The organism is Sphingomonas arvum (genome assembly GCF_026013565.1).
In the GTDB taxonomy this organism is placed as follows: domain Bacteria; phylum Pseudomonadota; class Alphaproteobacteria; order Sphingomonadales; family Sphingomonadaceae; genus Sphingomicrobium; species Sphingomicrobium arvum.
This window is the reverse complement of the sequence record NZ_JAPDOB010000002.1, coordinates 344528-371390: the sequence shown is the minus strand read 5'-3', so window position 1 is coordinate 371390 and position 26863 is coordinate 344528. Positions and strand designations below refer to the sequence as shown.

General features: G+C 68.3%; 26 protein-coding genes. 15 read left to right on the top strand and 11 right to left on the bottom strand.

Annotation, left to right across the window (positions count from 1 at the left end):
- The first annotated feature begins 21 nt into the window (after nt 1-21).
- The 7 genes from OMW55_RS09330 to OMW55_RS09300 all read left to right on the top strand — a co-directional run bounded on the left by OMW55_RS09330 (nt 22) and on the right by OMW55_RS09300 (nt 5148).
- Nucleotides 22-1281 (top strand): dipeptidase, encoded by a 1260-nt coding sequence (locus tag OMW55_RS09330; RefSeq protein WP_264882634.1) that lies wholly within the window; start codon nt 22-24, stop codon nt 1279-1281.
- Between the two features lie 9 nt (nt 1282-1290).
- Entirely contained in the window at nt 1291-1974 is a 684-nt protein-coding gene (locus OMW55_RS09325) for an MBL fold metallo-hydrolase (RefSeq protein WP_264882632.1), read from the top strand.
- A gap of 131 nt (nt 1975-2105) precedes the next feature.
- Nucleotides 2106-2285: a 50S ribosomal protein L32 gene (gene rpmF / locus OMW55_RS09320; RefSeq protein WP_264882630.1), complete on the top strand. Its 180-nt coding sequence runs from the start codon at nt 2106-2108 to the stop codon at nt 2283-2285.
- Between the two features lie 44 nt (nt 2286-2329).
- Nucleotides 2330-3379, top strand: a complete 1050-nt coding sequence (gene plsX, locus OMW55_RS09315; RefSeq protein ID WP_264882628.1) for a phosphate acyltransferase PlsX — start codon at nt 2330-2332, stop codon at nt 3377-3379.
- Nucleotides 3376-4338 (top strand): beta-ketoacyl-ACP synthase III, encoded by a 963-nt coding sequence (locus tag OMW55_RS09310; protein WP_264882627.1) that lies wholly within the window; start codon nt 3376-3378, stop codon nt 4336-4338. The genes plsX and OMW55_RS09310 overlap by 4 nt, the downstream gene beginning before the upstream one ends.
- Before the next feature lie 100 nt (nt 4339-4438).
- On the top strand, nt 4439-4777 hold the full coding sequence (locus OMW55_RS09305) for an integration host factor subunit alpha (protein WP_264882626.1): 339 nt from the start codon (nt 4439-4441) through the stop codon (nt 4775-4777).
- Nucleotides 4778-4791: 14 nt separating this feature from the next.
- A complete protein-coding gene (locus tag OMW55_RS09300; protein WP_264882624.1) occupies nt 4792-5148 on the top strand; it encodes a MerR family transcriptional regulator in 357 nt (118 codons plus the stop codon).
- On the opposite strand, the gene OMW55_RS09295 is transcribed toward OMW55_RS09300, so the two are convergent.
- On the bottom strand, nt 5083-7803 hold the full coding sequence (locus OMW55_RS09295; protein ID WP_264882622.1) for an ATP-dependent DNA helicase: 2721 nt from the start codon (nt 7801-7803) through the stop codon (nt 5083-5085). The two genes, OMW55_RS09300 and OMW55_RS09295, sit on opposite strands and share 66 nt — an antisense overlap.
- Before the next feature lie 48 nt (nt 7804-7851).
- On the bottom strand, nt 7852-8412 hold the full coding sequence (locus OMW55_RS09290; protein ID WP_264882620.1) for a cupin domain-containing protein: 561 nt from the start codon (nt 8410-8412) through the stop codon (nt 7852-7854).
- Between the two features lie 157 nt (nt 8413-8569).
- On the opposite strand from OMW55_RS09290, the gene OMW55_RS09285 reads away from it, so the two are divergent.
- Entirely contained in the window at nt 8570-10156 is a 1587-nt protein-coding gene (locus OMW55_RS09285) for a lysine--tRNA ligase (protein WP_264882618.1), read from the top strand.
- Nucleotides 10153-11118 carry a polysaccharide deacetylase family protein gene (locus tag OMW55_RS09280; RefSeq protein ID WP_264882617.1) on the top strand — a complete coding sequence of 322 codons (966 nt, stop codon included), beginning with the start codon at nt 10153-10155 and terminating at the stop codon, nt 11116-11118. The genes OMW55_RS09285 and OMW55_RS09280 overlap by 4 nt, the downstream gene beginning before the upstream one ends.
- A 5-nt stretch (nt 11119-11123) precedes the next feature.
- On the opposite strand, the gene OMW55_RS09275 is transcribed toward OMW55_RS09280, so the two are convergent.
- Nucleotides 11124-12497 carry a S41 family peptidase gene (locus OMW55_RS09275; RefSeq protein ID WP_264882616.1) on the bottom strand — a complete coding sequence of 458 codons (1374 nt, stop codon included), beginning with the start codon at nt 12495-12497 and terminating at the stop codon, nt 11124-11126.
- 103 nt (nt 12498-12600) lie between these two features.
- Here OMW55_RS09275 and OMW55_RS09270 point away from each other — a divergent pair, with 103 nt between their 5' ends.
- Nucleotides 12601-13065 (top strand): Lrp/AsnC family transcriptional regulator, encoded by a 465-nt coding sequence (locus tag OMW55_RS09270; protein ID WP_264882614.1) that lies wholly within the window; start codon nt 12601-12603, stop codon nt 13063-13065.
- Nucleotides 13066-13137: 72 nt separating this feature from the next.
- Here the strand turns inward: OMW55_RS09270 and OMW55_RS09265 are convergent, their stop codons facing one another.
- Nucleotides 13138-13461, bottom strand: coding sequence for a DUF305 domain-containing protein (locus tag OMW55_RS09265; RefSeq protein WP_264882612.1), 324 nt, complete (start codon nt 13459-13461; stop codon nt 13138-13140).
- Nucleotides 13462-13506: 45 nt separating this feature from the next.
- On the opposite strand from OMW55_RS09265, the gene OMW55_RS09260 reads away from it, so the two are divergent.
- The gene (locus OMW55_RS09260) at nt 13507-14814 is read left to right on the top strand and encodes a cystathionine gamma-synthase family protein (protein ID WP_264882610.1); all 1308 of its coding nucleotides are present in this window, start codon (nt 13507-13509) and stop codon (nt 14812-14814) included.
- An 8-nt stretch (nt 14815-14822) separates the two neighbouring features.
- Here OMW55_RS09260 and OMW55_RS09255 read toward each other — a convergent pair whose 3' ends face one another.
- From OMW55_RS09255 to OMW55_RS09240, 4 genes are all read right to left on the bottom strand, one after another.
- On the bottom strand, nt 14823-16076 hold the full coding sequence (locus OMW55_RS09255; protein WP_264882608.1) for a cation:proton antiporter: 1254 nt from the start codon (nt 16074-16076) through the stop codon (nt 14823-14825).
- Nucleotides 16077-16171: 95 nt separating this feature from the next.
- Nucleotides 16172-16843: an HAD family hydrolase gene (locus OMW55_RS09250; protein ID WP_264882607.1), complete on the bottom strand. Its 672-nt coding sequence runs from the start codon at nt 16841-16843 to the stop codon at nt 16172-16174.
- Nucleotides 16840-17607 carry a nucleotidyltransferase family protein gene (locus OMW55_RS09245; RefSeq protein WP_264882606.1) on the bottom strand — a complete coding sequence of 256 codons (768 nt, stop codon included), beginning with the start codon at nt 17605-17607 and terminating at the stop codon, nt 16840-16842. Before OMW55_RS09245 ends, OMW55_RS09250 begins: the two co-directional genes overlap by 4 nt.
- The gene (locus tag OMW55_RS09240) at nt 17607-18725 is read right to left on the bottom strand and encodes a CDP-alcohol phosphatidyltransferase family protein (RefSeq protein WP_264882604.1); all 1119 of its coding nucleotides are present in this window, start codon (nt 18723-18725) and stop codon (nt 17607-17609) included. Before OMW55_RS09240 ends, OMW55_RS09245 begins: the two co-directional genes overlap by 1 nt.
- A gap of 92 nt (nt 18726-18817) precedes the next feature.
- On the opposite strand from OMW55_RS09240, the gene OMW55_RS09235 reads away from it, so the two are divergent.
- Genes OMW55_RS09235 through OMW55_RS09220 form a run of 4 tightly spaced genes read left to right on the top strand, consistent with a single transcriptional unit; the run spans nt 18818 to nt 22268 of the window.
- Entirely contained in the window at nt 18818-19909 is a 1092-nt protein-coding gene (locus OMW55_RS09235) for an ABC transporter permease (RefSeq protein WP_264882602.1), read from the top strand.
- Nucleotides 19909-20712, top strand: a complete 804-nt coding sequence (locus tag OMW55_RS09230) for an ABC transporter ATP-binding protein (RefSeq protein ID WP_264882600.1) — start codon at nt 19909-19911, stop codon at nt 20710-20712. Before OMW55_RS09235 ends, OMW55_RS09230 begins: the two co-directional genes overlap by 1 nt.
- Nucleotides 20713-20733: 21 nt before the next feature.
- Nucleotides 20734-21687, top strand: coding sequence for an MlaD family protein (locus OMW55_RS09225; RefSeq protein ID WP_264882598.1), 954 nt, complete (start codon nt 20734-20736; stop codon nt 21685-21687).
- Nucleotides 21687-22268 carry an ABC-type transport auxiliary lipoprotein family protein gene (locus OMW55_RS09220; protein WP_264882597.1) on the top strand — a complete coding sequence of 194 codons (582 nt, stop codon included), beginning with the start codon at nt 21687-21689 and terminating at the stop codon, nt 22266-22268. Before OMW55_RS09225 ends, OMW55_RS09220 begins: the two co-directional genes overlap by 1 nt.
- Here OMW55_RS09220 and pepN read toward each other — a convergent pair whose 3' ends face one another.
- Genes pepN through OMW55_RS09205 form a run of 3 tightly spaced genes read right to left on the bottom strand, consistent with a single transcriptional unit; the run spans nt 22269 to nt 26834 of the window.
- Nucleotides 22269-24857, bottom strand: a complete 2589-nt coding sequence (gene pepN, locus OMW55_RS09215; RefSeq protein ID WP_264882596.1) for an aminopeptidase N — start codon at nt 24855-24857, stop codon at nt 22269-22271.
- A gap of 46 nt (nt 24858-24903) precedes the next feature.
- On the bottom strand, nt 24904-25833 hold the full coding sequence (locus OMW55_RS09210; protein ID WP_264882594.1) for a DMT family transporter: 930 nt from the start codon (nt 25831-25833) through the stop codon (nt 24904-24906).
- Nucleotides 25830-26834, bottom strand: coding sequence for a threonine aldolase family protein (locus OMW55_RS09205; protein ID WP_264882592.1), 1005 nt, complete (start codon nt 26832-26834; stop codon nt 25830-25832). Before OMW55_RS09205 ends, OMW55_RS09210 begins: the two co-directional genes overlap by 4 nt.
- Between the last annotated feature and the right edge of the window lie 29 nt (nt 26835-26863).

Genomic DNA, 26863 nt, shown 5'->3' with positions numbered 1-26863 from the left:
GCCGCCCGTAAAGGTTGCGGCATGCGCTTCATCCTCGCCCTCACCGCCGCTGCCCTGCTCACCCCTGCCGCCACAGCTGGGCCGATCGACCCGGCCGTCGCTCGCCGCATCGATCGCGTGCTCCGCGCTACCCCGCTGATCGACGGGCATAACGACCTGCCCGAGCAATTGCGCGAGAACTACAAGCTGGACGTGTCAGGCTTGGCCAGCGGCACCGCAGCTCGCGCCCATCCGCTAATGACCGACATGGCGCGGCTCCGCGCTGGTCGGGTCGGCGGGCAATTCTGGTCGGTCTACATCGACGGCGAGATCAAGGGCGACGAGGCAATTCGGCAGACGGTGGAGCAGATCGACACCGTCCACCGGCTGATCCGCGGCTACCCCAACGACCTCGCGCCGGCGTCCACCGCCGACGACGTGGTTCGCATCCACCGCCAAGGCAAGGTCGCCTCGCTGATCGGCATCGAGGGCGGACGCCAGATCGGTGGCAGCCTGGCGGCGCTGCGCCTCTTCTACGACGCGGGTGCGCGCTACATGACACTGACTCACAATCAGACCACCGAATGGGCCGACAGCGCGACCGACGAGCCGAAGTGGCATGGCCTGTCGCCGTTCGGGCTGCAGGTCGTCGGCGAGATGAATCGCCTCGGCATGCTCATCGACCTCAGCCACGTGTCGGCGGACGTGATGCGCCAGGCGATCGCCGCCTCCAGGGCGCCTGTTATCTTCTCCCACTCCTCCGCTCGGGCGCTGAACAGCCATCCGCGCAACGTGCCGGACGACGTGCTTCGCCTGTTGCCGGCGAACGGCGGCGTGATGATGGTCAACTGGGTGCCGCCTTTCATCAACCAACAGGTGCTCGAATGGCAGGCCGAGGGACTGGCGGTCCAGGCGCGGTTGAAGGCGCTGAACAAGGGCAACCAGGCCGTGGTGGAGGCCGGGGTGAAGGCGTGGGAAGCGACCCACCCGCGCCCGGCGACCACCGTAGCGACCCTCGCCGACCACATCGACCATGTCGCTCGCGTCGCCGGCCACGATCATGTCGGGATCGGCGCCGACCTCGACGGCATCCCCTATGGGCCAGACGGCATGACCGGCGTCGATGCCTATCCGCAGCTGTTTGCCGAGCTGATCCGCCGCGGCTGGAGCGATCGCGATCTTGCCAAGCTAGCCGGCGGCAACGTGCTGCGGGCGCTGCGCGGCGCCGAGGCGACCGCCCGGGCGATGCGGGACCAGCCGCCGTCGATGGCCACGCTTGAGGGTGCGGCAAGCCGTCCCTAGAGCGGCCCAATGTCCCACTCCCCCGAGCCGCCGCTCAAGGCCGCGATCATCCCGGTCACGCCCCTGCAGCAGAACTGCACCCTGCTATGGTGCACTGCCACCATGAAGGCGGCGCTGGTCGACCCTGGCGGCGACCTGCCGAAGTTACGTGCCGCAATCGCGCAGACGGGCGTCACGGTCGAGAAGATCTTGCTGACCCACGGCCACATCGACCATTGCGGGCAGGCCGGGATGCTGGCCGAGGAGTTGAGCGTGCCGATCGAGGGTCCAGAGGAGCAGGACCGCTTCTGGATCGCCCGGCTGGAAGAGGACGGGCGCAACTACGGGATTGAGGCGAGGACGTTCGAGCCGAACCGCTGGCTGGTCCAGGGCGATACCGTCACCGTCGGCGAATTGGAGCTGTCAGTCCATCATTGCCCCGGCCACACTCCGGGACATGTGGTCTTCCACCATGCGCCGTCGAGCCTTGCCATCGTCGGCGACGTGCTGTTTGCTGGCTCGATCGGCCGCACCGATTTTCCGATGAGCAACCACCAGGACCTCCTCGACGCCATCGTGCGCGAGCTGTGGCCGATGGGTGGCGAAACGGTGTTCCTGCCCGGCCACGGCCCGCCCTCGACTTTTGCTCGGGAGCGGGCATCGAACCCCTTTGTCGGCGACCGGGTGCTGGCCGGTGCCGCGCATCAACCCTAGCGGCTTGCTTCGCCGGGACTTTCCGCTATAGGCGCCCACTGTTCGCGACGACCGTTCGCCGCCGCGGGTTCTACCCGCCGGAACCGGCGATGTTCGTCGCATTCTTTTTTGCAAACGTAGACAGGTGCCGCATGGCCGTTCCCAAGAGAAAAACCTCGCCCTCGAAGCGCAACATGCGCCGCAGCCACCATGCGCTGTCGCCGGCCTCCTTCCAGGAGTGCCCGAACTGCGGTGAGCTGAAGCTGCCGCACAACCTGTGCAACGCCTGCGGCCACTATAACGGCCGCGAGATCGTCTCGACCGAAGCCTAAGCCAAGTGGGTCCCGTGACCCGCGCTTCGGACAGGAGAGAGCAGTTGGCCGCGCCGCGAATCGCCATTGACGGCATGGGCGGCGACTCTGGTCCGGCAGCGATGCTGGGCGGCATGGCGCGCGCGCTGAAGGCCGACCCGTCGCTACGGTTCCTGGTCATCGGCGACGAGGCGCTGGTCGGCGCCGAGCTGGACAAGCACGTCTTTCCCGCCGGCTCGGTCGAGCTGCTCCATGCTCCCGACGCCATCAAGGGCGACGAGAAGCCCAGCCAGGCGCTGCGCCGGGCGCGCACTACCTCCATGGGCATGGCGATCGCCGCCGTGAAGGACGGCCGTGCCGACGCCGCGCTGTCGGCCGGCAACACCGGCGCGCTGATGGCCATCGCCAAGCTGGCGCTGCGCACCATGCCTGGGATCGACCGGCCGGCCCTCACCGCCTTGCTGCCGACGCTTGGCGAGCACGACTGCGTGATGCTGGACCTCGGCGCCAATACCGAGTGCGACGCTCAGAACCTGGTCCAGTTCGCCGTGATGGGCGCGGCTTATGCCCGGACCGTCCTGGGGCTGAAGAAGCCGCGGGTGAAGTTGCTCAACATCGGCACCGAGGAGCTGAAGGGCACCGACGAGCTGAAGGAAGCGGCCGCCATGCTGCGCGAAGCCAGCTACCTCCCGCTGCAGTTCGATGGCTTCACCGAAGGCGACCAGCTATCGCGCGGTAAGGTGGACGTGGTGGTGACCGACGGTTTCTCCGGCAACATCGCCTTGAAGACGGCGGAGGGCACCGCCCGCTTCGTCACCGACCTGCTGCGCCGCGCTTTCACTTCGTCGCTGCGATCGAAAGCCGGGTTCGCGCTCAGCAAGCCGGCGCTGCACATGCTCAAGGTTCATCTCGACCCGAACAACCACAATGGCGCCGTCTTCCTCGGTTTGAACGGCCTGGTGGTGAAGAGCCACGGCGGCGCTACGCCCAAGGGCATCTGCAACGCGATCAACGTCGCCGCCCGCATGGTCCGCAACGACCTCGCGCGGCAAGTTGGAGAGGACCTCGACAACTTTCGCGCTCATGCCTTCAACGGCAGCGAGGCCGCCAAGTGACCCGGCGTGCGGTTATCAAAGGGGTCGGTTCGGCCCTGCCCAAGCGGCGGGTCGATAATGCGGAGCTCGCCGCCCAGGTCGACACGACCGACGAGTGGATCGTCGAGCGCACCGGCATCCGTGCGCGCTACATCGCCGGCGAAGGCGAGACCACGGCGACGCTCGCCACTGACGCCTGCCGCAAGGCGCTGTCTCACGCTGGCCTGCAGGCCAGCGACATCGACCTCATCGTGCTGGCCACCGCCACGCCCGACCAGACGTTTCCGTCGTCCGCAACCAAGGTCCAGGCGCTGCTCGGCATTGGCGATGCCATCGCGTTCGACGTCCATGCGGTCTGCACCGGCTTTCTTTACGCCCTGTCCGTTGCAGACGCGATGGTCCGCGCCGGCAACGCCAATCGCGCGCTGGTGATCGGGGCGGAGACGTTCAGCCGTATCCTCGACTGGGAGGATCGCACGACCTGCGTCCTGTTCGGCGATGGCGCCGGAGCGGTGGTGCTCGAGGCACAGGATGGCGGCGAGCGGGGTATCCTCGCGACCCGGCTGCACGCCGACGGTCGCCACAACGAAATGCTTTATGTCGACGGCGGACCTTCCACCACCGGTACCGTCGGCAAGCTGCGCATGAAAGGCCGCGAGGTGTTCCGTCACGCCGTGGTCAACCTGGCCGACGTGCTCGGCGAGGTGCTGACGGCCGCCGGGCTCACCGTCGCCGACGTGGACTGGGTCGTGCCGCACCAGGCTAATGCCCGGATCATCGACGCTACGGCGCGCAAGCTTGGCCTCAGCCCGGAACGGGTCGTACTGACGGTCGACCGTCACGCCAACACGTCGGCGGCGTCCGTTCCGCTGGCGCTGGATGTCGCGGTGCAGGACGGGCGAATCAAGCCTGGGGATTGTGTCGTGCTGGAAGCGATGGGTGGTGGCTTTACGTGGGGCGCTGCCGCCGTCCGCTTTTGATTTTTCAGCTTAAATGTGCTGTTTGTGTGAATTGCCGACGTAGATCGTTTCAGGTAGCGTAACGAACTCGATTTACGGCAAGGGGGGCGGAGTAGTCGCGATGGCAGATGCCGGTGTTGCCCGTGGCGGGCCAACCAAGGAAATGCACGGCAGCACGCTGACGCGCGCTGACCTGAGCGACGTCGTCCATCGCGAGCTGGGCCTCAGCCGCGCCGAGTCGGCCAGCATGGTCGAACGCCTGCTGCACCATATGTGTGCGGCGCTGTCGCAGGGCGAGAACGTCAAGATTTCCGGCTTCGGCAGCTTCATCTTGCGCGACAAGGGCGAGCGGGTCGGGCGCAATCCCAAGACCGGCGTCGAGGTCCCCATTGCGCCCCGGCGGGTGATGACCTTCCGCGCCAGCCAGCTGATGCGCGACCGAATCGCGCGCGACGACTGAGAGATGGGGGCGCCATGGCCGGACTGAAGGCAGATGGCGCGTTCCGGACGATCGGCGAACTGTCGGACGAACTGGGCGTCGCCCAGCACATCCTGCGCTATTGGGAAACCAAGTTCCCGCTGAAACCGCTCCAGCGCGCGGGCAATCGCCGTTATTATCGGCCGGCCGACGTGGCGCTGGCCCGACGCATCCACCAGCTGCTGGCCAAGGACGGCTACACCGTGCGCGGCGTGCAAAAGCTGCTTCGCGAGGGACGGCTGGACGGCGTCGGTCAGGCCGAGACACCGTTGCTGGAGGAGCCGACTTCAGACGTCTCCGGCGCCGACCTCCGCCGCATTCGCGAGCGGCTGAAGCGCGCCCTCGACGACTGAGCGCTCGGCCACCCGCGCGATCGCCTCCGCCAGCCCGACCCGCCGCACCGCGACGCCGGGCGGAAAGGCGGTCAGCAGCCGCGACGGGCAAGCCGCCGACAGGATCACGAAAGTGCCGCGGTCGCCCTCGCGCCGGATCAGCCGGCCGAAGGCCTGCGCCAGCTTGGCCTTGATCACCCGGTCGTCATAGGCCGAGCCGCCGCCCGCCAGCCGCCGCGCGGCGTGCAGCACCGTCGGCCGCGGCCATGGAATACGCTCCATCACCACCAGGCGCAGCGACTCGCCCGGCACGTCCACCCCGTCGCGCAGGGCGTCCGTGCCGAGCAGGCTGGCCCGCGGATCGTCGCGGAAAATGTCCACCAGCGTACCGGTGTCGATCGGATCGACATGCTGGGCGAGCAGCGGCAGGCCGACCCGGGCAAGCCGATCGGCAATCCGGGCATGCACCGCCTTCAGCCGCTGAATGGCGGTGAACAGGCCAAGCGTCCCGCCGCCCGATGCTTCGATCAGCCGCGCATAGGCGCCGGCCAGCGCGGGCAAATCACCTTGCTTGACGTCGGTGACGATCAGCACCTCGGACTGGGTGGCATAGTCGAACGGACTTCGCGCCTCGAACCGCTTCGGCTCGGCCGGTAAGTGCAGCGCTCCGGTCCGCGCTTCGGCCGCGGCCCAGTCGCCGCCGCCGCCGCGCAGGGTGGCGGAGGTGACTAGCACGCCCTGTGCCGGGCCCAAAACGGCCTGGGCGAGCGGCCGCGTCGGGTCGAGCCAGCGCCGGTGCAGGCCGATGTCGAACTCGCGGCCCTCCACTCGGTCGAGCGCCAGCCAGTCAACGAAGTCCGGATCGGCCGGGCCACCGATCCGGGCCAGCAACTGCATCCAGGCAGTCAGCGCCTGCCCGCGCCAGGTAAGTCCGGCGATCGCGCCTTCGACCCGCGCCCGTGCTGCCGAATCGAGCCAGTCCGGCGCATCCTCCAGCACCGCCTCCAGGCGGCGGCCGAGCGCCGCTAGCGGCCGCTGCAGCGCTTCCAGCGCTTCCAGCGCCGTCGCCGCGGCCTCGACCAGATCGCCATCCGGCTCGGCCAGTTCGGTTTCCAGCCCGTAGCCGGCGTCCTGCGCCCGAGCCCGCGCCAGCACCGTCCCGCGCACCTGGCTCAGCAAGGCTTCCAGTGGCCCGAACGGCGCGCCCTCGACGACCCGCCCAAGCCAACCGTCGCTGGGCAGCAGCCGAGCTGCCTCGACCGCCGCGTCGAGCGCCTCCGCACCGGGTTCGTCATAGGAACAGACGTCCATCAGCCGCGCCGCGAGGCCCCGCCGCCGGCCGCGCGAGCTCTTCTCCGGCCCGACGATCCAGCGCCGGAGCTCGATCGCCTCCTGCCCCGTCAGCGCCACCGCGAAGGTCGAGTCCGCGGCGTCGAACAGGTGATGGCCCTCGTCGAACAGGATCCGTTCGGGCGGACGCGCCAGCCGGCCCCGCGCTGCGGCCACCATCACCAGCGCATGGTTAGCTATCACTAGGTCGGCGTCGCGGCTCGCTCGCTCGGCCCGCTCAATGAAGCAGCGACGATAGTGCGGACAGCCGGCGTAAACGCACTCGCCCCGCCGGTCGGTCAGCGCGGTGGCGCCGGCGCGCCGGAAGAGGCTCGGCAGCCAGCCGGGCAGGTCGCCGCCAACCATGTCGCCGTCGCGGCTGTAGGCGGCCCAGCGCCCGACCAGCTGGGCCAGCACCGCCGCACGGCCGGAAAAGGCGCCCTGCAGCGCATCTTCCAGGTTGAGCAAGCACAGATAATTCTCGCGGCCCTTGCGGACGACCACCTTGCTCCGCCGCTCGCTCGGGTCGGGGAACAGCCGCTTGGCTTCCGCATCAAGCTGCCGCTGCAGCGCCTTGGTGTAGGTCGACACCCACACTGCCCCGCCCGCCTGGCTTGCCCACAGCGATGCGGGCGCGAGGTAGCCGAGCGTCTTGCCGATGCCCGTTCCCGCCTCGGCCAGCAGCAGGTTGGGCGCGTCCTTTCGCTCGCGGGGCCCGAAGACGTGGGTGGCGGCGGCGGCGAAGGCGCGCTGGCCGTCCCGCTGCTCGGCGTTAGCACCCGTGAGTTCTTCCAGCCGATCCACCGCTGCGGCTGGCGGGATGTTGAGGGTGCGCGGCGGCGGCCGGTCGGCGCTCTCCTCCCATTGTGGCAGCCGGGAAAACAGCATCCGCTCGGCCCGTTCCGGCCGGGGCAGCCGCTGTCCGACGAGCGCCGCCCACGGCCAGCCCAGCCGGTGCAGGGTCGCGTTCACCGTCCATGCGCCTTCCCGCGCGGACCATTGCGGGTCAGTCAGCGTGGCCAGCAAGGCCTCGGCGATGCGCGGCAGCAGCGCGGCGCCGCTCGCATCGTCATGCGGTGGCTCCAGCCCGACCGCCCGCGCCATGCCCGCTACTGTCGGCACGGCAAAGCGCGCCGGGTATATGAACGCGAACAGCTCAAGCAGGTCCAGTCCGCTGACCTCGCCATAGCCGAGCCGCTGCCCGACCAGCGGCGCGTTCAGCAGGATGTGCGGCGTTTCCGCCGCTCGCCCGATCGCCTCGCCCCGGCTTGCCTCGCGCACGCCATCGGGTCCGGCGAGCCAGATTCCGGCGTGGGTCGCGTGAAGGGCAGGTAGCGGGAGCGTCACTAGGCCGACATGGGGCGACTGGAACAGATTAGCAACGGCGCGAATGTGCTAGAAGCTTGCGGCCGGCGAGAACGGACGGTCCGCATCGACCACGAACATGACCAGCTGCTCCAGGTCCGCCGGTCCACTGCTTTCGAGCTGCATCACCATCCCCGGGGCGTGCGCATTGAGCGTCTGCCCGGCGCTGGCCTGGTTCTTCCCGGTTGGTGTGCGCTGGCTGATGCGTCCCTTCAGCACATAGATTGCTTCCGCCCCAGGATGGGTGTGCACCGGAGTCCTCGATCCCGGTGGGCCGCCAGCATGGTTGATCCGTAACAGGAAGCGCGCTGCCGTGACCGTCGGGATTGGGCCGATCTCAGCGAACTTGCGCGCACCGGCCGTAGCCTTGCCGCGCGGCCCGAGGGTGAACAGCCAGTGCCTGCCTGCAACGTTCGCGGCGAGTGCGTAGCGATTGGTAGCGGCCAAGCTAGTGGCACGGCTCGCCGGCAGTGTTTCGACCCGCCAGTACAGCGGCCCGGCAGGTAAGTGATCAACGACGCGTTCCGCCAGAGTATGGATGTAATATCCCGTCGGCTTTGTCGCGTCGCCTTGCGCCTGCGCAGGCCCCATGCACGCAGCTGAAGCGAGGATTGCGAGTCGGGCTCCGATCACGTCTGGCCTCCCGGCGCCATGTCGGACGGCAGGCTAACCCCGGCCAGGCATGCGCGGCAAGGGTTCGGAGCCACGCCCCTTGCCTTCGGAGGTGCGAGCAAGCATTCGCGCCGCCATGACCGACGATGCGCTTCGCACTGCCGCCGCCACCTCCAAGACCTGGGTATTCGAGGAGGCCCGCAAGCTGCTGAAGCGCTGGCCGGAGGGCAAGCCCGGTGGCGAGCCGATTGTCTTCGAGACCGGCTACGGGCCGTCGGGACTGCCGCACATCGGCACCTTCACCGAAGTGCTGCGCACAACCTGGGTGCGACGGGCGTACGAGACGCTGACCGGCGGCACCGTGCCGACCAAGCTCATTGCGTTCAGCGACGACATGGACGGGCTGCGCAAGGTGCCGGACAATGTGCCCAACGCCGCGATGCTCAGTCAGCATCTCGGCCGGCCGCTAACCGCCGTGCCCGATCCATTCGGTCAGTACGAAAGCTTCGCGCACCACAACAACGCGATGCTGCGGCGCTTCCTCGACCGGTTCGGCTTTGACTACGAGTTCCTGAGCGCATCCGACTGCTACCGCTCCGGCCGGTTCGACGCCACCCTGCGCGAGGTGCTGCGGCGCTATGACGATATCATGGCCGTTATGCTGCCGACCCTGCGCGAAGAGCGACGGCAAACCTATTCGCCGGTGCTGCCGTTGTCGCCGACCACGGGCAAGGTGCTGCAGGTGCCCGTGCGGGTGGTGGACGCAGGCACCGGCACCATCACCTTCACCGACGAGGACGGCCGCGAGGTCACGCAGTCCGCGCTGGGCGGCATGGCCAAGCTGCAGTGGAAGGTGGACTGGGCGATGCGCTGGGTCGCGCTCGGCGTCGACTATGAAATGGCGGGCAAGGACCTGATCGACTCCACCATCCAGTCGGGCAAGATCGCGCGAGTCCTGGGCGGCCGGCCCCCGGAGGGCTTCAATTACGAGATGTTCCTGGACGAGCGCGGCGAGAAGATCAGCAAGTCCAAGGGCAACGGCCTCGGCCTTGACGACTGGCTGAAGTACGGCAGCGAGCGCAGCCTGGAGTTCTACCTGTTCCGCGAGCCGAAGAAGGCCAAGAGCCTGCACCTCGGCCTGATCCCGCGCGCGGTGGACGAATATTGGCAGTTCCGCGAAAAGTGGCCCGAGCAGCCGGTGGAACAGCGGCTCGGCAATCCGGCGCACCACATCCACAACGGAGCGGTGCCGGAGCCCTATTCGCTGCCGCTGACCTTCGGGCTGCTGCTCAACCTCACCAGTCTGCCGGGGGTGCAGGACAAGGAGACGGCGTGGCGGTTCGTGCGCCGTTATGCCCCGGAGACCGCGCCCGAGACCCACCAGGAGCTGGACGAGCTGATCGGCCTCGCCGTCAACTACGCCCGTGACTTCGTCGTCCCCGACCTTCAACGCCGTGCACCGCAGGGCCATGAGATCGAGGCCCTGAAGGAACTCGACGTTCACCTCGCCGAGCTGCCTGAGGACGCCACCGCCGAGGCGATCCAGAACGAGGTGTTCGAGATCGGCAAGCGCTTCCCGTTCGAGAGCCTGCGTCATTGGTTCCAGGCGCTGTACGAGACCCTGCTCGGTTCCGCTCAAGGCCCTCGAATGGGTAGCTTCATTGCACTCTATGGCATCGCCAACAGCCGCCGCCTGATCGCCGAGGCGCTGGCCGCGGCATGACGAAGCCGCTCTGGACCCGGCGCACATTGCTCGGGGCGTTGGGAGCGACAAGCGTGGCCGGGTGCGCCGGTCTACGCGGCAGGGCAAATGGAAATTCGCGCCGCAGCTTGGCAGTCACCATTGACGACTTCGACATCGTCGACGGGCCTCTGCTCTCGGCAGATCAGCGGGAGGCGGCCGTGCTCGCCGCGCTCGATCATCACCGGGTGCGCGCCTGCGGGTTTCCGAAAGCCAAGTCGGTCGCTGATCCAGCCGGCGGCAAGCGGCTGGCGCGCTGGGTTGAGCGCGGCCATCAGGTCGGCTGCCACAGCTACGCCCATGCGTTCTACAGCGGCAAGGACCCGGCCAGCTTCGCGGCGGACCTTGACCGCGCCCTGCCCCTCGTCAGCGGCTTGCCGACCAGCGTGCCGCTCTTCCGCTTCCCCTATCTCGCGGAAGGACGCACGCGCGAAGGACGAGACGCGGCCCGGGCGGCGCTCGGCGCTCGCGGGCTGCGCAACGGTCACGTCAGCATCGACACGTCCGACTGGTACATCGCCGCAAGACTTACGAAGAGGCTGAAGCGCGATCCTGCCGCCGACCTTGCGCCTTGGCGGCGGTTCTACATCGCGCACGTGCTCGATCGGGCGGCGTACTATGATCGGATGGCACGAGAGGTTCTCGGCCGTTCGATGAGCCACACCCTGCTTGTGCACCATAACCTCGCAGCCGCGCTGTTCCTCGGGGATGCGCTGCAGGCGTTCCGCCAGGCCGGTTGGCAGCTGGTCGATGCCGCGCTCGCCTTTGGCGACCCGGTGTTCCGCGCTCGGCCGGACATCGTCCCGGCCGGCCAGAGCATTGTCTGGCAGCTCGCGAAGGAGAGCGGCCGGTTCGAAGAACGGCTGCGCTACCCGGCGGAGGACGGCGACTACGAACAGCCGGCGCTGGATGCGGTAGTCGGCGCGGAGCCCACGCCGACCTGATCGGCTCAGCGGCTGCTTAGCTGCGACTGGCGGGACAGCTTTTCGGGCGCCGAGCCAGGACGGGTGACCGTCAGTTCGCCACAGGTCCCGAACTCGACCCGCGAACCGAAGCGATCGCCGACCGCGAAGCGGGTGCCGCCCAGGGGCACCAATTCCACTTCCGCGCCATCGCCCCTCTGCCAGTAAAGGCGGCCGGCACGTTCGCTGACCCGGCGGTCGCCGGTATACAGGCCGGCGAAGGAGTGCAGCTCGGCCGCGCCGGCGGTCGCCGCCGTCGTGCCGTCGGACAGGGCGGCGATCAGCCATTCCAGCTGTGGTCGCTCCGACGGCTTGGCGCTCGCCAGCCGCATCTTGAGCGCCTCCGCGTGCGCGACGTCGAGCGCGCGGGCCGGCTCCACCTCTCGGTGCGGAGCAACGCCGACGCCCTCCCAGCCCTTGCCGGTCACCGGGTGGATGGCGAGCCCGGTCGAGATGCTGGCGACGAACCCGTGCGCGACGGGGAACAAGGAGTTCGGATTGCCCGCGCCGCCGGTAGTCTTGCCGACCAGCGTGCCCAGCTTGAAGTTGCGGACGTGGGAAGCGAACTCCTCAGAGGCCGACGCACTGCGCGAGCTGGTCAGCACAAACAGGGGCTTGCCGTCGAGGTGGTCGCCGACCTTCTGGCTGAAGGCCTCCTCGACGTTGCTGGGGCCATCGCGGAAGGTCATCAGCTTGCGACCCGGCTCCACGAAATGGCTGACCAGATACTCCACCGCTTCGGCCGAGCCGCCCCCGTTCCGGCTGATGTCGATGATGATTGCGTCGCCGTCCTTGAGGAACCGGATCGCATCGTCATAGGCGCGCGGGCTGGACTGCGGGTCCCACAGCCACTGGCTAATGTTCATGTAGCGGACATTGCCCGGCAGGATCTTCAGTTCGCTGATGCCATGATTGGCGACCCGCATCTGTTCGCGGAAGAAAGCGGCATTCTCCTCCGGGTCGCCGTCCTTCGGCGATGCCTTGGCCCGAGCCGCGGCCTCGGCGGGGTTGAAATAGATATACATGTGGCCGTCGTTACCGCTTGATTCCTTGAGGTCGACGCTCATCCGGTCGACGAGTTCGTGCGCGCTGGTGCTCGCATAGCGTCCCGACGCGAGTCCGGCCTGCAGCCTTGCGGTGATCGCCGCGACCCGCTCCGGATGGACATAGTTCCTGCGCACGGCGGCGATCACATCGCGCACCACATCCGCGGCGACGCCTTTCGCCAGCGTGCCGCCAGATCCGGCCGTTATCGTCTCCGCGGCGGGCGCCGCTTGGGCAAGCGCCCTGCTGCCCGGGCCGAAGCTGGAGATAGCCGCGCAGGCGCACAGCAGCTGAAGACCGACCGTTGAACGACGCATAACGTGAAGACCCCTCTGATGTGGCCGGCAGGATACGGCATTCGCCTGATCGCAGCGCGCAATGATGATGCAGCGTCCGCCAAATTCTGGCACGAACCAGCCCATGCTCGACGAATTCGATCGCACCCTCCTTGACGAAGTGCAGCGTGACGATGGCCGAACGGCCGACCAGTTGGCGGCGCGCGTCGCCCTTTCGCCTTCGGCCATCGCGCGGCGCTTGCGTCGGCTGCGCGCGGAAGGGTGGATCGAGCGGACCATCGCCCTGTTGTCGACGCGCTTGATCGAACGCCGCCTTCGGGCGGTGGTGCTGCTGCAATTGGGCGAGCATGCCAATCGGCTCGCCAAGGATGCGCTGCTCGCGCGACTACGGAGCGCGGAGGAAGTGCAGTGGGCCTATGAGATCAGTGGCAGCCACGACGTGCTGCTGATGCTGGACTGTGCCGGCATGGACGAGTTCGTCGAGCGGGCGGAAACCCTGCTCGCCGCCGACGCCACGGTGCGCCGCTACGAAAGCTTCTTCGTCAAGCGCGAGCTCAAGTTCGCGCCGTTCGTGCGGCTCGCTAGCTAGCATTCCCTGCGGGGGAGAAGTGCGGCATGGTCCGCGCTTCGGCCTCCGCGCCAATTGCCGAATGCATTGGGGTTACTGCGCGGGCAACCCGGCTGCGCCGCCGCGTCGCTCCAACCAGCCCTGCATCTGGGTGATCTCGCGTTGCTGGTCGGCGATCACCTTGGCTGCCAGCGCCCGCATCTCCGGATCGCGCCCGCGGCTGAGTTCTTGCCGCGCCATGTCGATCGCGCCTTGGTGGTGAGTGATCATCATGGTCGCGAAGTCGCGATCCTGGTCGCCGGTCATGGCAGTTGGCGGATGGCTCATGCCGCCCGGCTGCTGCTCGGGCGTCGGCGGCACGTTGGAGCCGCAGGCCGACAAGGCGGCGATCAGCGGCAGAAGCGGTAGGCGTCTCATTGCCCGTGCCTATCAACTTGGGCCGCATGGGGCTAGGGAGCGCGCATGACCGACGAATCCGAGATGAGCGGCGTGCCCGCCAAGCGCGCGCCAAAGCCTTCGCCCACCCATATCGGCAACCACAAGCTGGACGCCGCCACCCTGATGATGGGCTACGGCTTCGATCCGACGCTCTCCGAAGGCTCCCTGAAGCCGCCGATCTTCCTGACCTCCACCTTCGTGTTCGAGAACGCGGCGGCCGGTAAGCGCTTCTTCGAAGGCGTCACCGGCAAGCGGCCAGGCGGCGCGGAAGGGCTCATCTACTCGCGCTTCAACGGCCCCAACCAGGAGATCCTCGAGGACCGGCTGGCGCTGTGGGAGGATGCGGAGGACGCGCTGGCCTTTTCCAGCGGCATGTCGGCCATCGCCACCCTGCTGCTGACCTTCGTCAAGCCCGGCGACGTGGTGGTCCATTCGGGCCCGCTCTACGCGGCCACCGAAACGCTGATCGCCAAGATCCTGGGCAAGTTCGGCGTGACCTGGCTCGACTTCCCCTCGGGCTCCACCCGCGAGGAGATCGACGCGGTGATCGCCGCCGCCAAGGCCAAGGGCCGGGTGGCCATGATCTATCTCGAAAGCCCGGCCAACCCCACCAACGCCCTGGTCGACGTTGAAGCGGTGCGCGCCGCCCGCGACGCGGCTTTCTCCGGCGACGAGCGACCGCCGATCGCAATCGACAACACCTTCCTTGGGCCCCTGTGGGCCAAGCCGCTGGCGCAGGGCGCCGACGTGTCGGTCTACAGCCTGACCAAGTACGCCGGCGGGCACAGCGACCTAGTCGCGGGCGGGCTGGTCGGGTCAAAGGCCGTGCTCGACCCCGTGCGCATGATGCGCAACACGATCGGCACCATCTGCGACCCGAACACCGCCTGGATGCTGCTCCGCAGCCTGGAGACGCTCGAACTCCGCATGAGCCGGGCGGGCGAGAATGCCGCCAAGGTGTGCGAATATCTGCGCAGTCACGCCAAGGTGGAGAGCGTCGGCTACCTCGGTTTCCTCGAGGACGGCAGCCGCCAGGCCGACATTTACCGCCGCCACTGCACCGGCGCGGGCTCGACTTTCTCGCTCTACTTGAAGGGCGGCGAGAAGGAGGCCTTCGCCTTTCTCGACAACCTGCAGATCGCGCACCTGGCGGTCAGCCTCGGCGGGACCGAGACCCTGGCCAGCGCGCCGGCGGCCATGACCCACCTGTCAGTTCCCGACGAGCGCAAGCAGGCACTCGGCATCACCGACAATCTGGTGCGGATCAGCATCGGCGTGGAGAATGCCGAGGACCTGATCGCCGACTTCGAGAACGCGCTACGGGCGGTATAAGCGGGCCCTCAGCCCGCCGCCTCGGCCAGCTCTTCCTCATTCTCCGTCACACGCTCCACCGCCAGGCCGGCGGTGAAGCCGTGGACGACGGTCGATAGCAGAATGGTGAAGGCGACCACCGCCCATAGCTCGGCCTCGTTGACCAGCTCGGCGTGGGAGCCTGCGTAGGCGAGATAGTAGACCGACCCGATCCCGCGCACGCCGTAGAAGGCGACCACGGCGCGCTCGCGGCCCCGTTTCAAGGTTCCGATCAGCGCTAGCCAGCCGAACGATGGCCGAATGAGGAACAGCAGCGCCGCCCCGATCGCCGCACCCGCCATCGTCAGGTTGGGCAGCAAGGCGGGCAGCGCGGCGCCCAGCGCGATCAGCAGCACCGACGTCAGCGCATGTTCGATGGCCTGAGTGAAGTCGTGCAGCTGCGTATGGAACTTATGCCCGGATTCCTGTCGCCGCAGGATCAGGCCGGAAACAAAGGCCGCGATGAAGCCGTAGCCCTCCACCAATTCCGTCAGGCCATAGACGGCCATCACGCCAGCGAGCGCGATAACCCCCGACTCCGTGTCCGCAAGCGGGTTTTTGCCCGGCCAGGCGAAGAGCAGCTTGCCGATCAGCCAGCCGAGCGCCGCACCCGAGAGGGCACCAACGGCAATGCGGTAGCCGACATCGAGCCACAGCCATTCGGTGAGCACGCCTGCGGTAACCCCGCTCGCTGCAATGGCCAGCGCCAGGTACACAAACGGAAAAGCCAGACCGTCGTTGAGGCCGGCTTCCGTCGTCAGCGAGAAGCGAACGGGATGCTCGCCGCCTTCGGTCGGCGCGCCGACCTGGACGTCGCCGGCTAAGACCGGATCCGTCGGTGCCAGCACCGCGGCGAGCAGCAACGCTCCAGCCATCGTCATGCCGGCGATCGTCATGCCGAGCACCGCCACCGCGAGGATGCACAATGGCATGGCGATGGCCAGCAGCCGCACCGTTGGCGTCCACAGCTTGCGCGCCAATAAGCGGTCGATGCGCAGGCCGACGCCGAACAATCCGGCGACCACGCACAATTCGCTGACGATCTCCCATGGCTTCGGCAAAGCGATGGGATCGATCAGGTCCGGCATGCCCGGAATCCAGCCGAATGCGGCGTAACCCAGGCCAATCAGCAGGGCCGACGCCGCCGGTTCCCGGCCCGACACGAAGCGGGGCAGCCAGTAAGCCAGGATGACCACGCCGCCGAATGCGACCAGCAGCAGATGGTAGGGCGACAGTTCGAACATCGGTTCACCTGAGGGGCGCGGCCCAAGTCAGCCGGCGACAGGAGACCTAAAGCGTGGGCCCCCGATCGGTTGCGGATCGCTTCCCGAGCCGCGGTTCAGCCCCAGTCCTCGATCCGCCAGCCCCGCTCCGCTGCCAGCTTCCTCAGCCGGTCATGCGGGTTCACGGCCACAGGCTCGTCCGACCACTCGAACACAGGCGCATCGCTAGCATGGTCGGAGTAGAAACGGACATGGCCGTGGCGTCCGGTCAGGCCTGACTTCCCGACCCAGTCGGCGACCATCCGCAGCTTGGCGTTGCCGTAGCAATTCTCACCGTCGATGCGGGCCCGGATCCGCTGGTCGAGACCGATTACGGACCCCGTGCCGATCACGTCGTCGAAGCCCAGCCGATCGGCGATGGCGGCGGCGTACAGGCGGTAGCTGGCGGTCGCCATGACTACCCGCCGCCCCTCGGCATGGTCGCGGGCGATGGCGGCGCGGGCGCCGGGACGGATGTTGGTCGCCACCTGCTTGTCCGCGAAGCTATCCACCAATGGCCGGAGGTCGCGGGGGTGGATCCAGTGCCCAATCAGCAGGCGGTGGTTGATCTCCTTCAGCCGCGCCCGGTCGATCAGCTTGACGACATAGGCCAGCATGGACCCGGCCACGAGAGGCAGGAACAGCAGCCGCCAGGGCGCCCGCCGAACCGCGCAATGCAGCAGGAATGGCGTGTAGGTGGCCCGGCGCGTCACGGTGCGATCCATGTCGTAGATGGCGAGGTCGGTCATGCCCGGCCTTCGAGAATGGCGGTGACCAATTCGTGGTCGGCCGGCTTGTCGACATCGATCGCCGCCAGCGGGTCGCCCATCACCACCGCGCTTAGGCCAAGGCCCAGCCTGCGGCCAAAGGCGGCGGCGGTGCCGTGGATGTCGCGAACCCGCAGCACCGCGCCAAGGAACAGCGGCCATCCCATCTGCAGCAGCACGCGCCAGCCCTTCTTGCGGTCCTGCTCGATGCTGCGCCAGCGCTCGACCCCGGCGGCGGCCGCCGGCGTGTTCAGCGCAAACAGGTTGGCCCCGCTGTAGCGCTCGCGCCCGAAGCGCAGCCAGGTGCGCTGCGCATCCGGAAAGCGCCGCAGCATGGCGGTGCGGCTGACGACGCCGATCGCGAGGTCGGACCCGGCAGCGCCGACGACGAACTCCTCCACCATCGCCGGGGTCAGCAGGGCATGGTCCGCGGTGGTCACCAGCAGCGGAAACCGGGTCGCCGGGGCCGCGAGGAGGCCGGTCAACGTGGCAGCAAGGGTCGCGCCAGACCGTTCGATCCGCACACGCGCATCACTAGGGAGAACGGCCGCCAGCCGCTCCGTCTCCTGCGTCAGCACCAGCACCTCGCCGACCGACGCCGCCGCCAGGAGTGCGCGCAACGGCCGCAGCACCATCGGCTCGCCCGCAACCGGCAGCAGCGGTTTGAAATCGACGCCGAGCGAACGGCTCAGCGGATCGCCGCCCGGCCGGGACCCGGCGAGCAGCACGGCCGTGTACGGCCCCATCAGTCCAGCCAGCTGACGATCTTGCCGCCGCGGTCCGCGAGCGCCTCGGCCTGGGCCAATCGGACGGCGTGAAAGATCAGGCTCACCACCGACCACAGCGCCACCAGTTCGATCCCGAGGTCCGGCCGTCCGACCAGCAGCAGCGCAAACAGGATCACCATGTTCGGATTGCGCCGGGCGGTGACCAGCCGGAAGCGGCTGTCGACCGGACGCCAGACGTGGATGTGCATGCCGAAGCGATGCTTGAACCAGCCCTCAATCGCGCGGCCGAGCACATAGGTACCCACGATGATCGCCAGCAGCGAGCCCTTGTAGACTTCCTCCAGCTGGTGTCCCGCGCTGCCCAGCCCGTGCACCCACGCCCACCACCAGAACGGCGGGTGGATCAGATCCACGCCATGGTCGAACACATTGCCCCACGGTGACGATTGGCCGGTGCAGCGCGCCAGCTTCCCGTCGACGGTGTCCAGCACCATGAACACGAAGCCGGTGGCGAATCCGGCCCAATAGTGCCCCTCCCAGAACAACCAAAATGCCGCCGCGCAGAAAACAAAGCCGACCAGCGTGATGAAGTTCGGAGTGAGGCCCGCGATCGCCGCCCAGCGCGTCAGCCAGAACGCCGGCCGCCGCCATAGGTAGAGCGTCAACAGGTCCGTCACGCCCTTGTAGGCGGCGTCGTAGAAAGCGCGCTCCACGGCCAACTCATTGCCGCGCGCCAGCGGCAGGACGAACGGCCGCTCCCGCTTGCGCAGTTCGAAATAGCTCAAGCTCGCGGTGTCGGCGTCCAGCAGCTCCAGGCTCGCCGGAAGTGGCGCTCCGTCCGCCATGGCCGCGGCGACTGCCGCCGCCTCGCCAGGATCGACATGCGCCAGCACCGGCGTGCGGTCCTTGACCAGCGCCGCGCCGGGCCGCTTCGCGAGCTCCTTGAGCCAGGCCGGGTCCCACGCGAAGCAGAGGTTGCCCAGCACCACGGACGCGCCCTCCCCGCCGACCGCCAGGCCGGCGTTCGCGGCCAGCCGCTCGGCCCGCACTCTGGCCGGCTGCCCGAACAGCCGGGCGTCGGTCTCCCCGACGGTGCGGAACACGGGCGGCGCGGGGCTGGCGGCAGGGGTCAGCATGACCGTCCTGCTAGGCCGCGAAGCGGGGCAAGAAAAGGGCAAGCCGCCACACGCCTTGTATCCGGGCGGCAATTCACGCACATCACCGCCCGATGGCCTCGCTTGCCCAGACCCCCGACAGTTCAGACCAGCAGGTGTTCGCGCCGCGCGGGGCGTTGACCATCGGGCGGGCCGGCTCGGTCAGCCGCGAGCTCGACGCTTTCCCCGATCCACTGACCATCGATCTCAGCCGGGTCGAGCGGATGGACACGGTTGGCGCCTACCTGGTCCACCGCGCGGTGCGCGACCGCGGCGCGCGGGTCACCGGCGGGTCGCAGGACTTCAACGACCTTCTCGAACAGGTCGCGGAGGCCGATCATCCGGCGCGCACCGTGCCCGAAAAGGAAGGCGGCGCAGTCGCCGAGCTCGGCGCCTGGACCATCGAGAGCGGTCGCACCCTCAAGGGCCTGGTGGCTTTCTTCGGCGCCACGCTGATCGGTTTCGCCGGGCTTATCCGCCGCCCGCGCCGCTTCCGCCTCAATGCCGTCATCCAGCGCTTCGACGTGGTCGGCGTCCGCGCGCTCGGCATCATTGGGCTGATGAGCTTCCTTATCGGCGTCGTCATCGGCCAGCAGGGCGCGGTTCAGCTGCAGCAGTTCGGCGCAGAGGTTTATACCGTCAACCTGATCGGCCGCATCACGGTACGCGAGCTGGGACCGCTGATGACCGCCATCATGGTCGCGGGCCGTTCCGGCTCCGCCTTCGCGGCGCAGATCGGGACGATGAAGATCACGGAGGAGGTGGATGCGATGCGCACCATCGGTGTGTCGCCGATCGAAGCGCTGGTCATTCCCCGCCTCATCGCCGCCATCGCCATGATGCCTTTGCTATGTTTCTGGGCTATGTTGGCCAGCATCGTCGGCGGCGGCCTGTTCTGCTGGGCCGGGCTCGACATCCCGCCACTGACCTATGTCCGGCTCATCGCCGATGTGGTGCCGGCGACGGACCTGTGGGTCGGCCTGATCAAGGCACCGGTGTTCGGCTTCATCATTGCGCTGGCCGGCTGCTTCCAGGGCATGCTGGTTGCCAATGATGCGGAGCAGGTCGGTCTCAAGACCACTGCCGCGGTGGTGCAGTCAATTTTCCTGGTGATCGTGCTGGACGCGATTTTCGCGATCTTCTTCAGTTCGATCGGTTGGATCTGATGGCGAACCGGCCGAGCTGGAGCCCGACCCTGCCGGAGGGCGAGGAGCCGATCATTCGCATCCGCGGCCTCCGAAACGGGTTCGGCGACCAGCTGGTCCATGACGGTCTCGACCTAGACGTGCGCCGGGGCGAGATCATCGGCGTGGTTGGGGGTTCGGGCACCGGCAAGTCGGTGCTGATGCGGTCCATCATCGGCCTGCAGACGCCGCAGGCGGGCGAGGTCGAGGTGCTGGGCGAGAACATGATCGGCCGCGACGAGGCCGAGGCCAAGAACATCCGCCGCCGCTGGGGCATCCTGTTTCAGAACGGCGCCCTGTTCTCGACCCTGACCGTGGCCGAGAATGTGGAGGTTCCGATCCGGGAGTATTTCCCGTTCATCAAGCCGCCGCTGCTGGACGAGATCGCCAGCTACAAGATCGCCATGTCCGGTCTGCCGCCGGACACCGGCGAGAAATATCCGAGCCAGCTTTCAGGCGGCATGCGCAAGCGCGCCGGCCTGGCCCGCGCCTTGGCGCTCGACCCGGAATTGCTGTTCCTAGACGAGCCGACCGCCGGGCTCGACCCGATTGGCGCCCAGGCGTTCGACGAACTGATCCGTAATCTGCGCGAGCGGCTGGACCTTACCGTCTTCCTCATCACGCACGACCTCGACAGCCTTTACGCCATCTGCGACCGGGTGGCGGTGCTGGCCGACCAGAAGGTCATCGCGGTGGACACGATTGAACAGTTGTTGAAGTTGGACCATCCTTGGATTCAGGAATATTTCAACGGGCCGCGCGGACGCGCTGCGGCAGCGGCGTGACGGGGGAAGACGTTTAAGGCCATGGAAACACGGTCCAACCATGTCCTGGTGGGCAGCGTCGTACTCGCGCTGCTGGCCGGCCTGCTGCTGTTCACCGTCTGGATCACCGGAGTGAACACCGAAAAGCGACGCTGCTTCGACATTTACTTCAGCCAAGGCGTCGGCGGCCTGAACCGCGGCTCCAACGTGAGCTTCTCGGGCGTGCCCGTCGGCCAGATCACCCGCATTTCGCTGCTCCCCAACCGGCCGGAGTTCGTGTGGGTGCGGATCGAGGTCGAAGAGAATACGCCCGTGCTCCAGGGCACGACCGCGCAGATCAAGGGCGTAGGCTTCACCGGCGTCAGCGAGATCCAGCTGGACGGCGCAGTGAAGGGCGCGCGGCCGCTGACCCAGGCCGGGCCGCAGGGCTGCCCGGTGGTGCCGAGCTCCTCGGGCGGCCTGGGCGCGCTGCTCAACTCGGCGCCGGAACTGCTGGACAGAATCCAGCGGCTGACCGAGCGGCTGACGGAACTGCTCAGTGACAAGAACCAGAACGCGATCTCGGACATCCTGGAGAATGTCGACAGCACGACGCGCGTACTCGCCCAGCGCGCACCGGAAATGGCGGACACGCTGACGGAAGCGCGGCTCGCCGCCCGTAACGCGGCGGTGGCCGCGAACAACGTTTCCAAGCTTACCGCGGACACTAATCGGCTTATCAACGAGCAGGGCCGCCCCGCCGCCGAGGACCTGCGCCGCTCCATCGCCTCCATCCAGCAGACCACCGCGAACATCGACGCGCTGGTCGGCGATGCGCGGCCCGGCGTCCAGAACCTGACCAAGTCGACGCTCCCGGAGGTCAACCGATTGGTCCGCGACTTGCGTCAACTCACCACCAGCCTGCAGGGCGTGACCCAGCGGCTCGACCAGGGCGGCGTCACCGGCGTGCTGGGCGCGCCCAAGCTGCCCGACCACAATCCCGGAAGGTCCCGCTGATGCGCGCCGTTCGCCTCGTCCTGCCTGCTGCTGCCGCGCTGGCACTCACCGCCTGCTTCGGCGGCGCCAAACCGCCGCCCACGCTGCTGACCCTCACTCCGCAGGCCGCGCCCGTGGCCATCCAGCGCACCGCGACGCCCGGCCAGGCCGTGACCATCCTCGACCCCCTGGTCGGCAAGGAACTGCGCCAGGTCCGCGTGCCGGTGCTCGAGGCGCCGGGGCAGGTCACCTACATCAAGGGCCTGCAGTACGTGGACACGCCTGACCGGCTGTTCCAGCACCTGCTGGCCGAAACGGTGAAGCGCACCACCAACCGGGTGGTGCTCGACCAGGGGCAGACGACGCTCGATTCCGGCGTGCTGGTCACCGGCACGCTCGAACGCTTCGGCTACGACACTGCGTTGGGGCAGGTGATCGTCACCTACGACGCGACCCTGTCGACGCAGGGCGGCACCCAGGTCCAGGCCCGCCGGTTTGAAGCCACCGCCCCCGCCGACGGCACCGCCGCCACGGTCGGCCCGGCCCTCAACCAGGCTGCCAACGCGGTCGCGAGCCAGGTTGCGAGCTGGATCGGAAGCTGATCAGCCGAGCGACTTGCTCGCCTGCTCGAAGACGTCCTTGCTCAGCCCCGGCGCCGCCAGGATCCGCTCGAGCGCGCTCCGCATCAGCGCCGCGCGGCCGGGCTCGACCTTGCGCCACCGCCCGAGCGGCGGAACGAATCGCGCCGCCGTCTGCGGGTTGATCGCGTCGGCTTTCAAGATGACGTCCGCCAGCCACTCGTAGCCGCGCCCGTCAGCGCGGTGGAAGGCAAAGGGCGTCGCGGCGAAACTGCCCGCCAGGGCGCGCAGCCGGTTCGGGTTGGCCAAGGTGAAATCCGGATGCGCCGCCAACGCTTCGACCCGCTCGATCGTGTCCTCGGCCGCGACCGACGCCTGCACCCCGAACCACTTGTCGATGACCAGCGGGTCGCCCTTGAATCGCTCGTAGAACGCGCCGAGCGCCGCCTCTGCCTCGGACCCGCCGACCATGGCCAGCATGCCGAGCGCCGACTGCCGCTCCGTCATGGTCCGGGCAGCATCGAACTGCGCCGCCGCCAGTGCCCGCGCCCGCTCCGGATCCGCCGCCGCCAGATAGCCCAGCGTCGCCGCCCGCAGCCGCCGCAGGCCTTTGTCCTCGCCGGTCAAGCTCTCCGGATCGGCCCGTGAGGACGCCGCATAGGCATCCTCCAACTCGGACCGAAGCGCGGTGCCAATCGCCGCACGAAGGTCGTCGCGGACGCGGTGCACGACGGACGGGTCCGACTGGTCCAGTCGCTCGGCCAGCATCGTCTCGCTTGGGAGGATCAGCGCGTCGGCCTTAAATGCCGGATCGAGCGCGTTGCTGAGGAGCGTGCTGCGCAGCGCCGCGATCACCGGGTCCGCCTGCACCTCGCCGCCCCCAATACCCTTCAGCAACTCGCGCAAGGCAAGCTCCTGGATCGCTTCGTATCGTGCAAAGCTGTCTGTGTCCGAAATCGCCAGCGCCTCCAGTTCGCCGGCTGCCCGCTCCACCTGCATGATCACCGGCGCGGAGAAATCGCGATTGATCGACAGCAGCGCGGGCTCGGTCACGCCTTCGAACCGCACAGTCTGCTCGGCCTCCGTCAGCAATACGACCTGCTCGCCCGCCACCTCGCGTCCGCTCTCCCGCCCGATCAGCGCGGTGCGTAGCGGCACCACCATTGGCAATTTATCGGCCTGCCCCGGAGTAGGCGGGGTCGACTGGGTGAGGTGCAGGACCGCGGCGCCGTCTTCCTGAACCAGCCGGGCCCTGATCGTCGGCGTGCCCGCCTGCGAGTACCAGCGGCGGAACTGCGTCAGGTCGTGCCCGCTGGCATCCTCCAACGCCTGCACGAAATCCTCGCAGGTCACCGCCTGCCCGTCGTACCGCTCGAAATAGAGGTCGGTGCCCCGCCGGTAATCGTCGGGGCCGAGGATCGTGCGCAACATGCGGATCACCTCCGCGCCCTTGTTGTACACGGTCGCGGTGTAGAAATTGGTGATCTCGATGTAGCTATCCGGTCGGATCGGATGCGCCAGCGGGCCGGCGTCTTCGGGGAACTGCGCCGCGCGCAACGTCCGCACCTGATCGATCCGCTCGACCGCCTGGCTACCCATGTCCTCGCTGAAGCTCTGGTCGCGGAACACGGTCAGGCCTTCCTTCAGCGAGAGCTGGAACCAGTCGCGGCAGGTCACCCGATTGCCCGACCAGTTGTGGAAATATTCGTGCGCCACCACCGCCGCCACCGCGTCGAAGTCGGCGTCGCTGGCGGTCTCGCGGTCGGCCAGCACGTAGCGCGTGTTGAAGATGTTGAGGCCCTTGTTCTCCATCGCGCCGAAGTTGAAGTCGCTCACCGCCACGATGTTGAAGCGGTCTAGGTCATATTCGCGGCCATAGGTCCGCTCATCCCAGGCCATGGAGTCCTTTAGCGCCCGCATCGCGTGGCCGGTCTTGGCCAGATCATCCTCGCGTACCCAGATGCCGAGCTCCACCTCGCGCCCGCTGGCAGTGGTGAAGCTGTCGCGGTTGACCGACAGCTCGCCCGCGACCAGTGCGAACAGGTAACAGGGCTTGGGAAACGGGTCCTCCCACTGCGCCCAGTGCGTGCCGTCCGGCCCCTCCCCTCCGTCGACAGGGTTGCCGTTCGACAGCAGCACCGGAAAGCGCTGGCGGTCCGCGCTCATCCGCACCCGGTAGCGGCTCAGCACGTCCGGGCGATCGGGGAACCAGGTGATCCGGCGAAAGCCCTGGGATTCGCATTGCGTGCAGAGCAGCCCGCCCGATGCATAGAGCCCCATCAGCTTGGTATTGACTTGCGGGCGGATCGCCACCTCCGTCTCGACCACCGCCGAGGCACCGGTCAGCGGAACGACTAGCTGCCCGTCCTCAAACTGCGGATCGACTGCCTGCCCGTCCACGGCGAGACTCAGAAGCTCCAGCTCCTCGCCATCCAGCCGCAGCGCCCGGTCGTGCTCTCCGTTACGCGCGACCTCCAGCCGCGCGCGCACCACCGTCCGCGCCGGGTCGAGGTCGAACTCCAGCGCGATGGCTGGAACCAGCCAGTCGGGCGGCCGGTAGTCGGCGCGGTGGATGGCGGCGGGCTGGACGGGCGCGGTGCGGATATCGAGCATGGCGCCCGACTTAGGTCTGCGGCCAGCCCGGCGCTAGCCCTTGCGCTTAGTCCGAGGACGGCGCCGGGACCGCCGGCCGTCGGCTGAGCAGCGCCAGCACGATGCCGCCGATCGCCAGCGCCGCGCCGGCGGCCGACAGCAAGGTCCAGCGGTACCCTTCAAAGATGGTGGACAGGGCCATGGCGACGATCGGCACCAGCGCGCTGCTGTACGCGGCCCGGCCCGGCCCGATCTTGCGCACCACCGGGAAGTAGAGGGTGAAGCACAGGGCCGACGCCAGCACCGCCAGGTAGGCCAGGCCCGCCCAATAGCTCGGTCGCGGGTCGAGCACCGGCGCTCCGGCCACCGCGATCGCCACCAGCCCGTCCGTGACCGCCCCCACCAGCATCGCCCAGGCGAGCAGGGTCAGGATCGGGATGTGCCGCGCCCGCTCGGTCGCCTGCAGCACGTTGCTGATCGACGCGCCGACCACGCCCAGCAGGGTCCACCCGATACCGGCGATCACTGCGATGCTGTTGGCCTGGTCGCGCTGCAGTTCCTGCCAGAACAGCAGGCCGATGCCGGCGATGGCGATCCCCGAACATGCCATGAACCGCCCGCCCGGCCGTTGGCCGAGCAAAGCCCAGGCGAACAGGCTATTGGGGATCAGCAGCAGGGCAAACACCGTTGCCACCAGCCCGGAGGTGATGAAGTGCTCCGCGACATAGACCGAGTTGAAGTTGACGCAGAACTGGAAGGTGCCGATCGCCGCGACCACCCACCAATCACGCCGTTGGAGCCGCAGCGGGCTCTTCTTGGCCACCGCGATCGCGAACATGGCGGCGGCGGCGATGATGAAACGGTAGGTCACCGACCACTGCGGCGGCACCGCTCCGAGCTGGTCCCGAATGACGATCCAGGTCGAGCCCCAGATCAGGGTGAAGATCGTGAACGGAAGGAGGACGCCGCCAACCGGCCGTCCGTCGACGTCCTTCACAGGCCGCGGATGGCGTCGGCCAGCCGGTCGACCGCGGCCAGGTCCTGGTCCCAGCTGGTCACCAGCCGCGCCTCGCCGACACCCCAGTCGTAGAAGTCGAAGCCTTGCCCGCGCAGCCGCGCGGCCTCGTCGGCGGACAGGCGGATGAACACTTCGTTGGCCTCCACCGGGTGGACCAGCCGCTCAGCCCCGGCGGCGCTCGCCAGCCGCCGCGCCGCCTCGTTGGCGTTGCGGGCGTTGGCCAGCCAGACGTCTCCGTCGATCATCGCCAGCAGCTGGGCGGCGAGGTACCGCCCCTTGCTGAGCAAGTGCCCGGAACGCTTGCGCAGCCGCCGGGCCGTGTCGGCCAGGTCGCGGTCGAACAGGACCAGCGCCTCGGCCGACAGCCCGCCATTCTTCACGCAGCCGAAGCTCAGCGCCTCGACCCCCGCCCGCCAGGTGAGGTCGGCCGGGCTGGCGCCGGTCGACACGACAGCATTGGCGAAACGCGCCCCGTCGAGGTGAAAGCGCAGCTTATGGCTCCGGGCCCACTCGCCGAGAGCCGCCGTCTCGTCCGGCGAGTAGGTCAGGCCATATTCGCTGGCATTGGTGATCGACAGAGCGTGCGGCTGCACCTGGTGCACGTCGGCCCGGATGCGGCTGCGCGCCTTCTCGACCGCGTCGACGGTCAGCTTGGCGCCCGGGCCGTCGACCAGCAGCAGCTTGGCGCCCGCCGTGAAGAACTCGGGCGCGCCAGCCTCATCGACATTGATGTGCGCCTCGCGGTGACACAGCACGCCGCCATACGGTGGGACCATCGCCGCCAACGCCAGGCAATTGGCGGCGGTGCCGGTGGTCACCCAGAGCGCGCTGACCGGCGTTTCGAACAGGTCGGAGAAGGCGGCATCGAGCCGCTGGGTCCAGGCATCGCCGTCATACGCGGTGTCGAGGCTGTTGGCAGCGGCCAACGCGTCGAGCACGGCAGGGTGGGCGGGCGCGGCATTGTCGGAAAAGAAACGCATGGCGCGCATGTACCCGGGCGAAAGCCCGG

Coding starts and splice junctions, on each gene's coding strand:
- OMW55_RS09250 (WP_264882607.1), bottom strand. CDS start 16,843: ATGACCGACCTCGCCATCTACGACATGGATCGCACCGTGACGCGCCGG.
- OMW55_RS09235 (WP_264882602.1), top strand. CDS start 18,818: ATGGCCTCGCTTGCCCAGACCCCCGACAGTTCAGACCAGCAGGTGTTC.
- OMW55_RS09245 (WP_264882606.1), bottom strand. CDS start 17,607: ATGGGGCCGTACACGGCCGTGCTGCTCGCCGGGTCCCGGCCGGGCGGC.
- OMW55_RS09325 (WP_264882632.1), top strand. CDS start 1,291: ATGTCCCACTCCCCCGAGCCGCCGCTCAAGGCCGCGATCATCCCGGTC.
- OMW55_RS09230 (WP_264882600.1), top strand. CDS start 19,909: ATGGCGAACCGGCCGAGCTGGAGCCCGACCCTGCCGGAGGGCGAGGAG.
- rpmF (WP_264882630.1), top strand. CDS start 2,106: ATGGCCGTTCCCAAGAGAAAAACCTCGCCCTCGAAGCGCAACATGCGC.
- OMW55_RS09280 (WP_264882617.1), top strand. CDS start 10,153: ATGACGAAGCCGCTCTGGACCCGGCGCACATTGCTCGGGGCGTTGGGA.
- pepN (WP_264882596.1), bottom strand. CDS start 24,857: ATGCTCGATATCCGCACCGCGCCCGTCCAGCCCGCCGCCATCCACCGC.
- OMW55_RS09265 (WP_264882612.1), bottom strand. CDS start 13,461: ATGAGACGCCTACCGCTTCTGCCGCTGATCGCCGCCTTGTCGGCCTGC.
- OMW55_RS09285 (WP_264882618.1), top strand. CDS start 8,570: ATGACCGACGATGCGCTTCGCACTGCCGCCGCCACCTCCAAGACCTGG.
- OMW55_RS09255 (WP_264882608.1), bottom strand. CDS start 16,076: ATGTTCGAACTGTCGCCCTACCATCTGCTGCTGGTCGCATTCGGCGGC.
- OMW55_RS09275 (WP_264882616.1), bottom strand. CDS start 12,497: ATGCGTCGTTCAACGGTCGGTCTTCAGCTGCTGTGCGCCTGCGCGGCT.
- OMW55_RS09220 (WP_264882597.1), top strand. CDS start 21,687: ATGCGCGCCGTTCGCCTCGTCCTGCCTGCTGCTGCCGCGCTGGCACTC.
- OMW55_RS09300 (WP_264882624.1), top strand. CDS start 4,792: ATGGCCGGACTGAAGGCAGATGGCGCGTTCCGGACGATCGGCGAACTG.
- OMW55_RS09260 (WP_264882610.1), top strand. CDS start 13,507: ATGACCGACGAATCCGAGATGAGCGGCGTGCCCGCCAAGCGCGCGCCA.
- OMW55_RS09305 (WP_264882626.1), top strand. CDS start 4,439: ATGGCAGATGCCGGTGTTGCCCGTGGCGGGCCAACCAAGGAAATGCAC.
- OMW55_RS09205 (WP_264882592.1), bottom strand. CDS start 26,834: ATGCGTTTCTTTTCCGACAATGCCGCGCCCGCCCACCCTGCCGTGCTC.
- OMW55_RS09330 (WP_264882634.1), top strand. CDS start 22: ATGCGCTTCATCCTCGCCCTCACCGCCGCTGCCCTGCTCACCCCTGCC.
- OMW55_RS09270 (WP_264882614.1), top strand. CDS start 12,601: ATGCTCGACGAATTCGATCGCACCCTCCTTGACGAAGTGCAGCGTGAC.
- OMW55_RS09225 (WP_264882598.1), top strand. CDS start 20,734: ATGGAAACACGGTCCAACCATGTCCTGGTGGGCAGCGTCGTACTCGCG.
- OMW55_RS09240 (WP_264882604.1), bottom strand. CDS start 18,725: ATGCTGACCCCTGCCGCCAGCCCCGCGCCGCCCGTGTTCCGCACCGTC.
- OMW55_RS09290 (WP_264882620.1), bottom strand. CDS start 8,412: ATGGGGCCTGCGCAGGCGCAAGGCGACGCGACAAAGCCGACGGGATAT.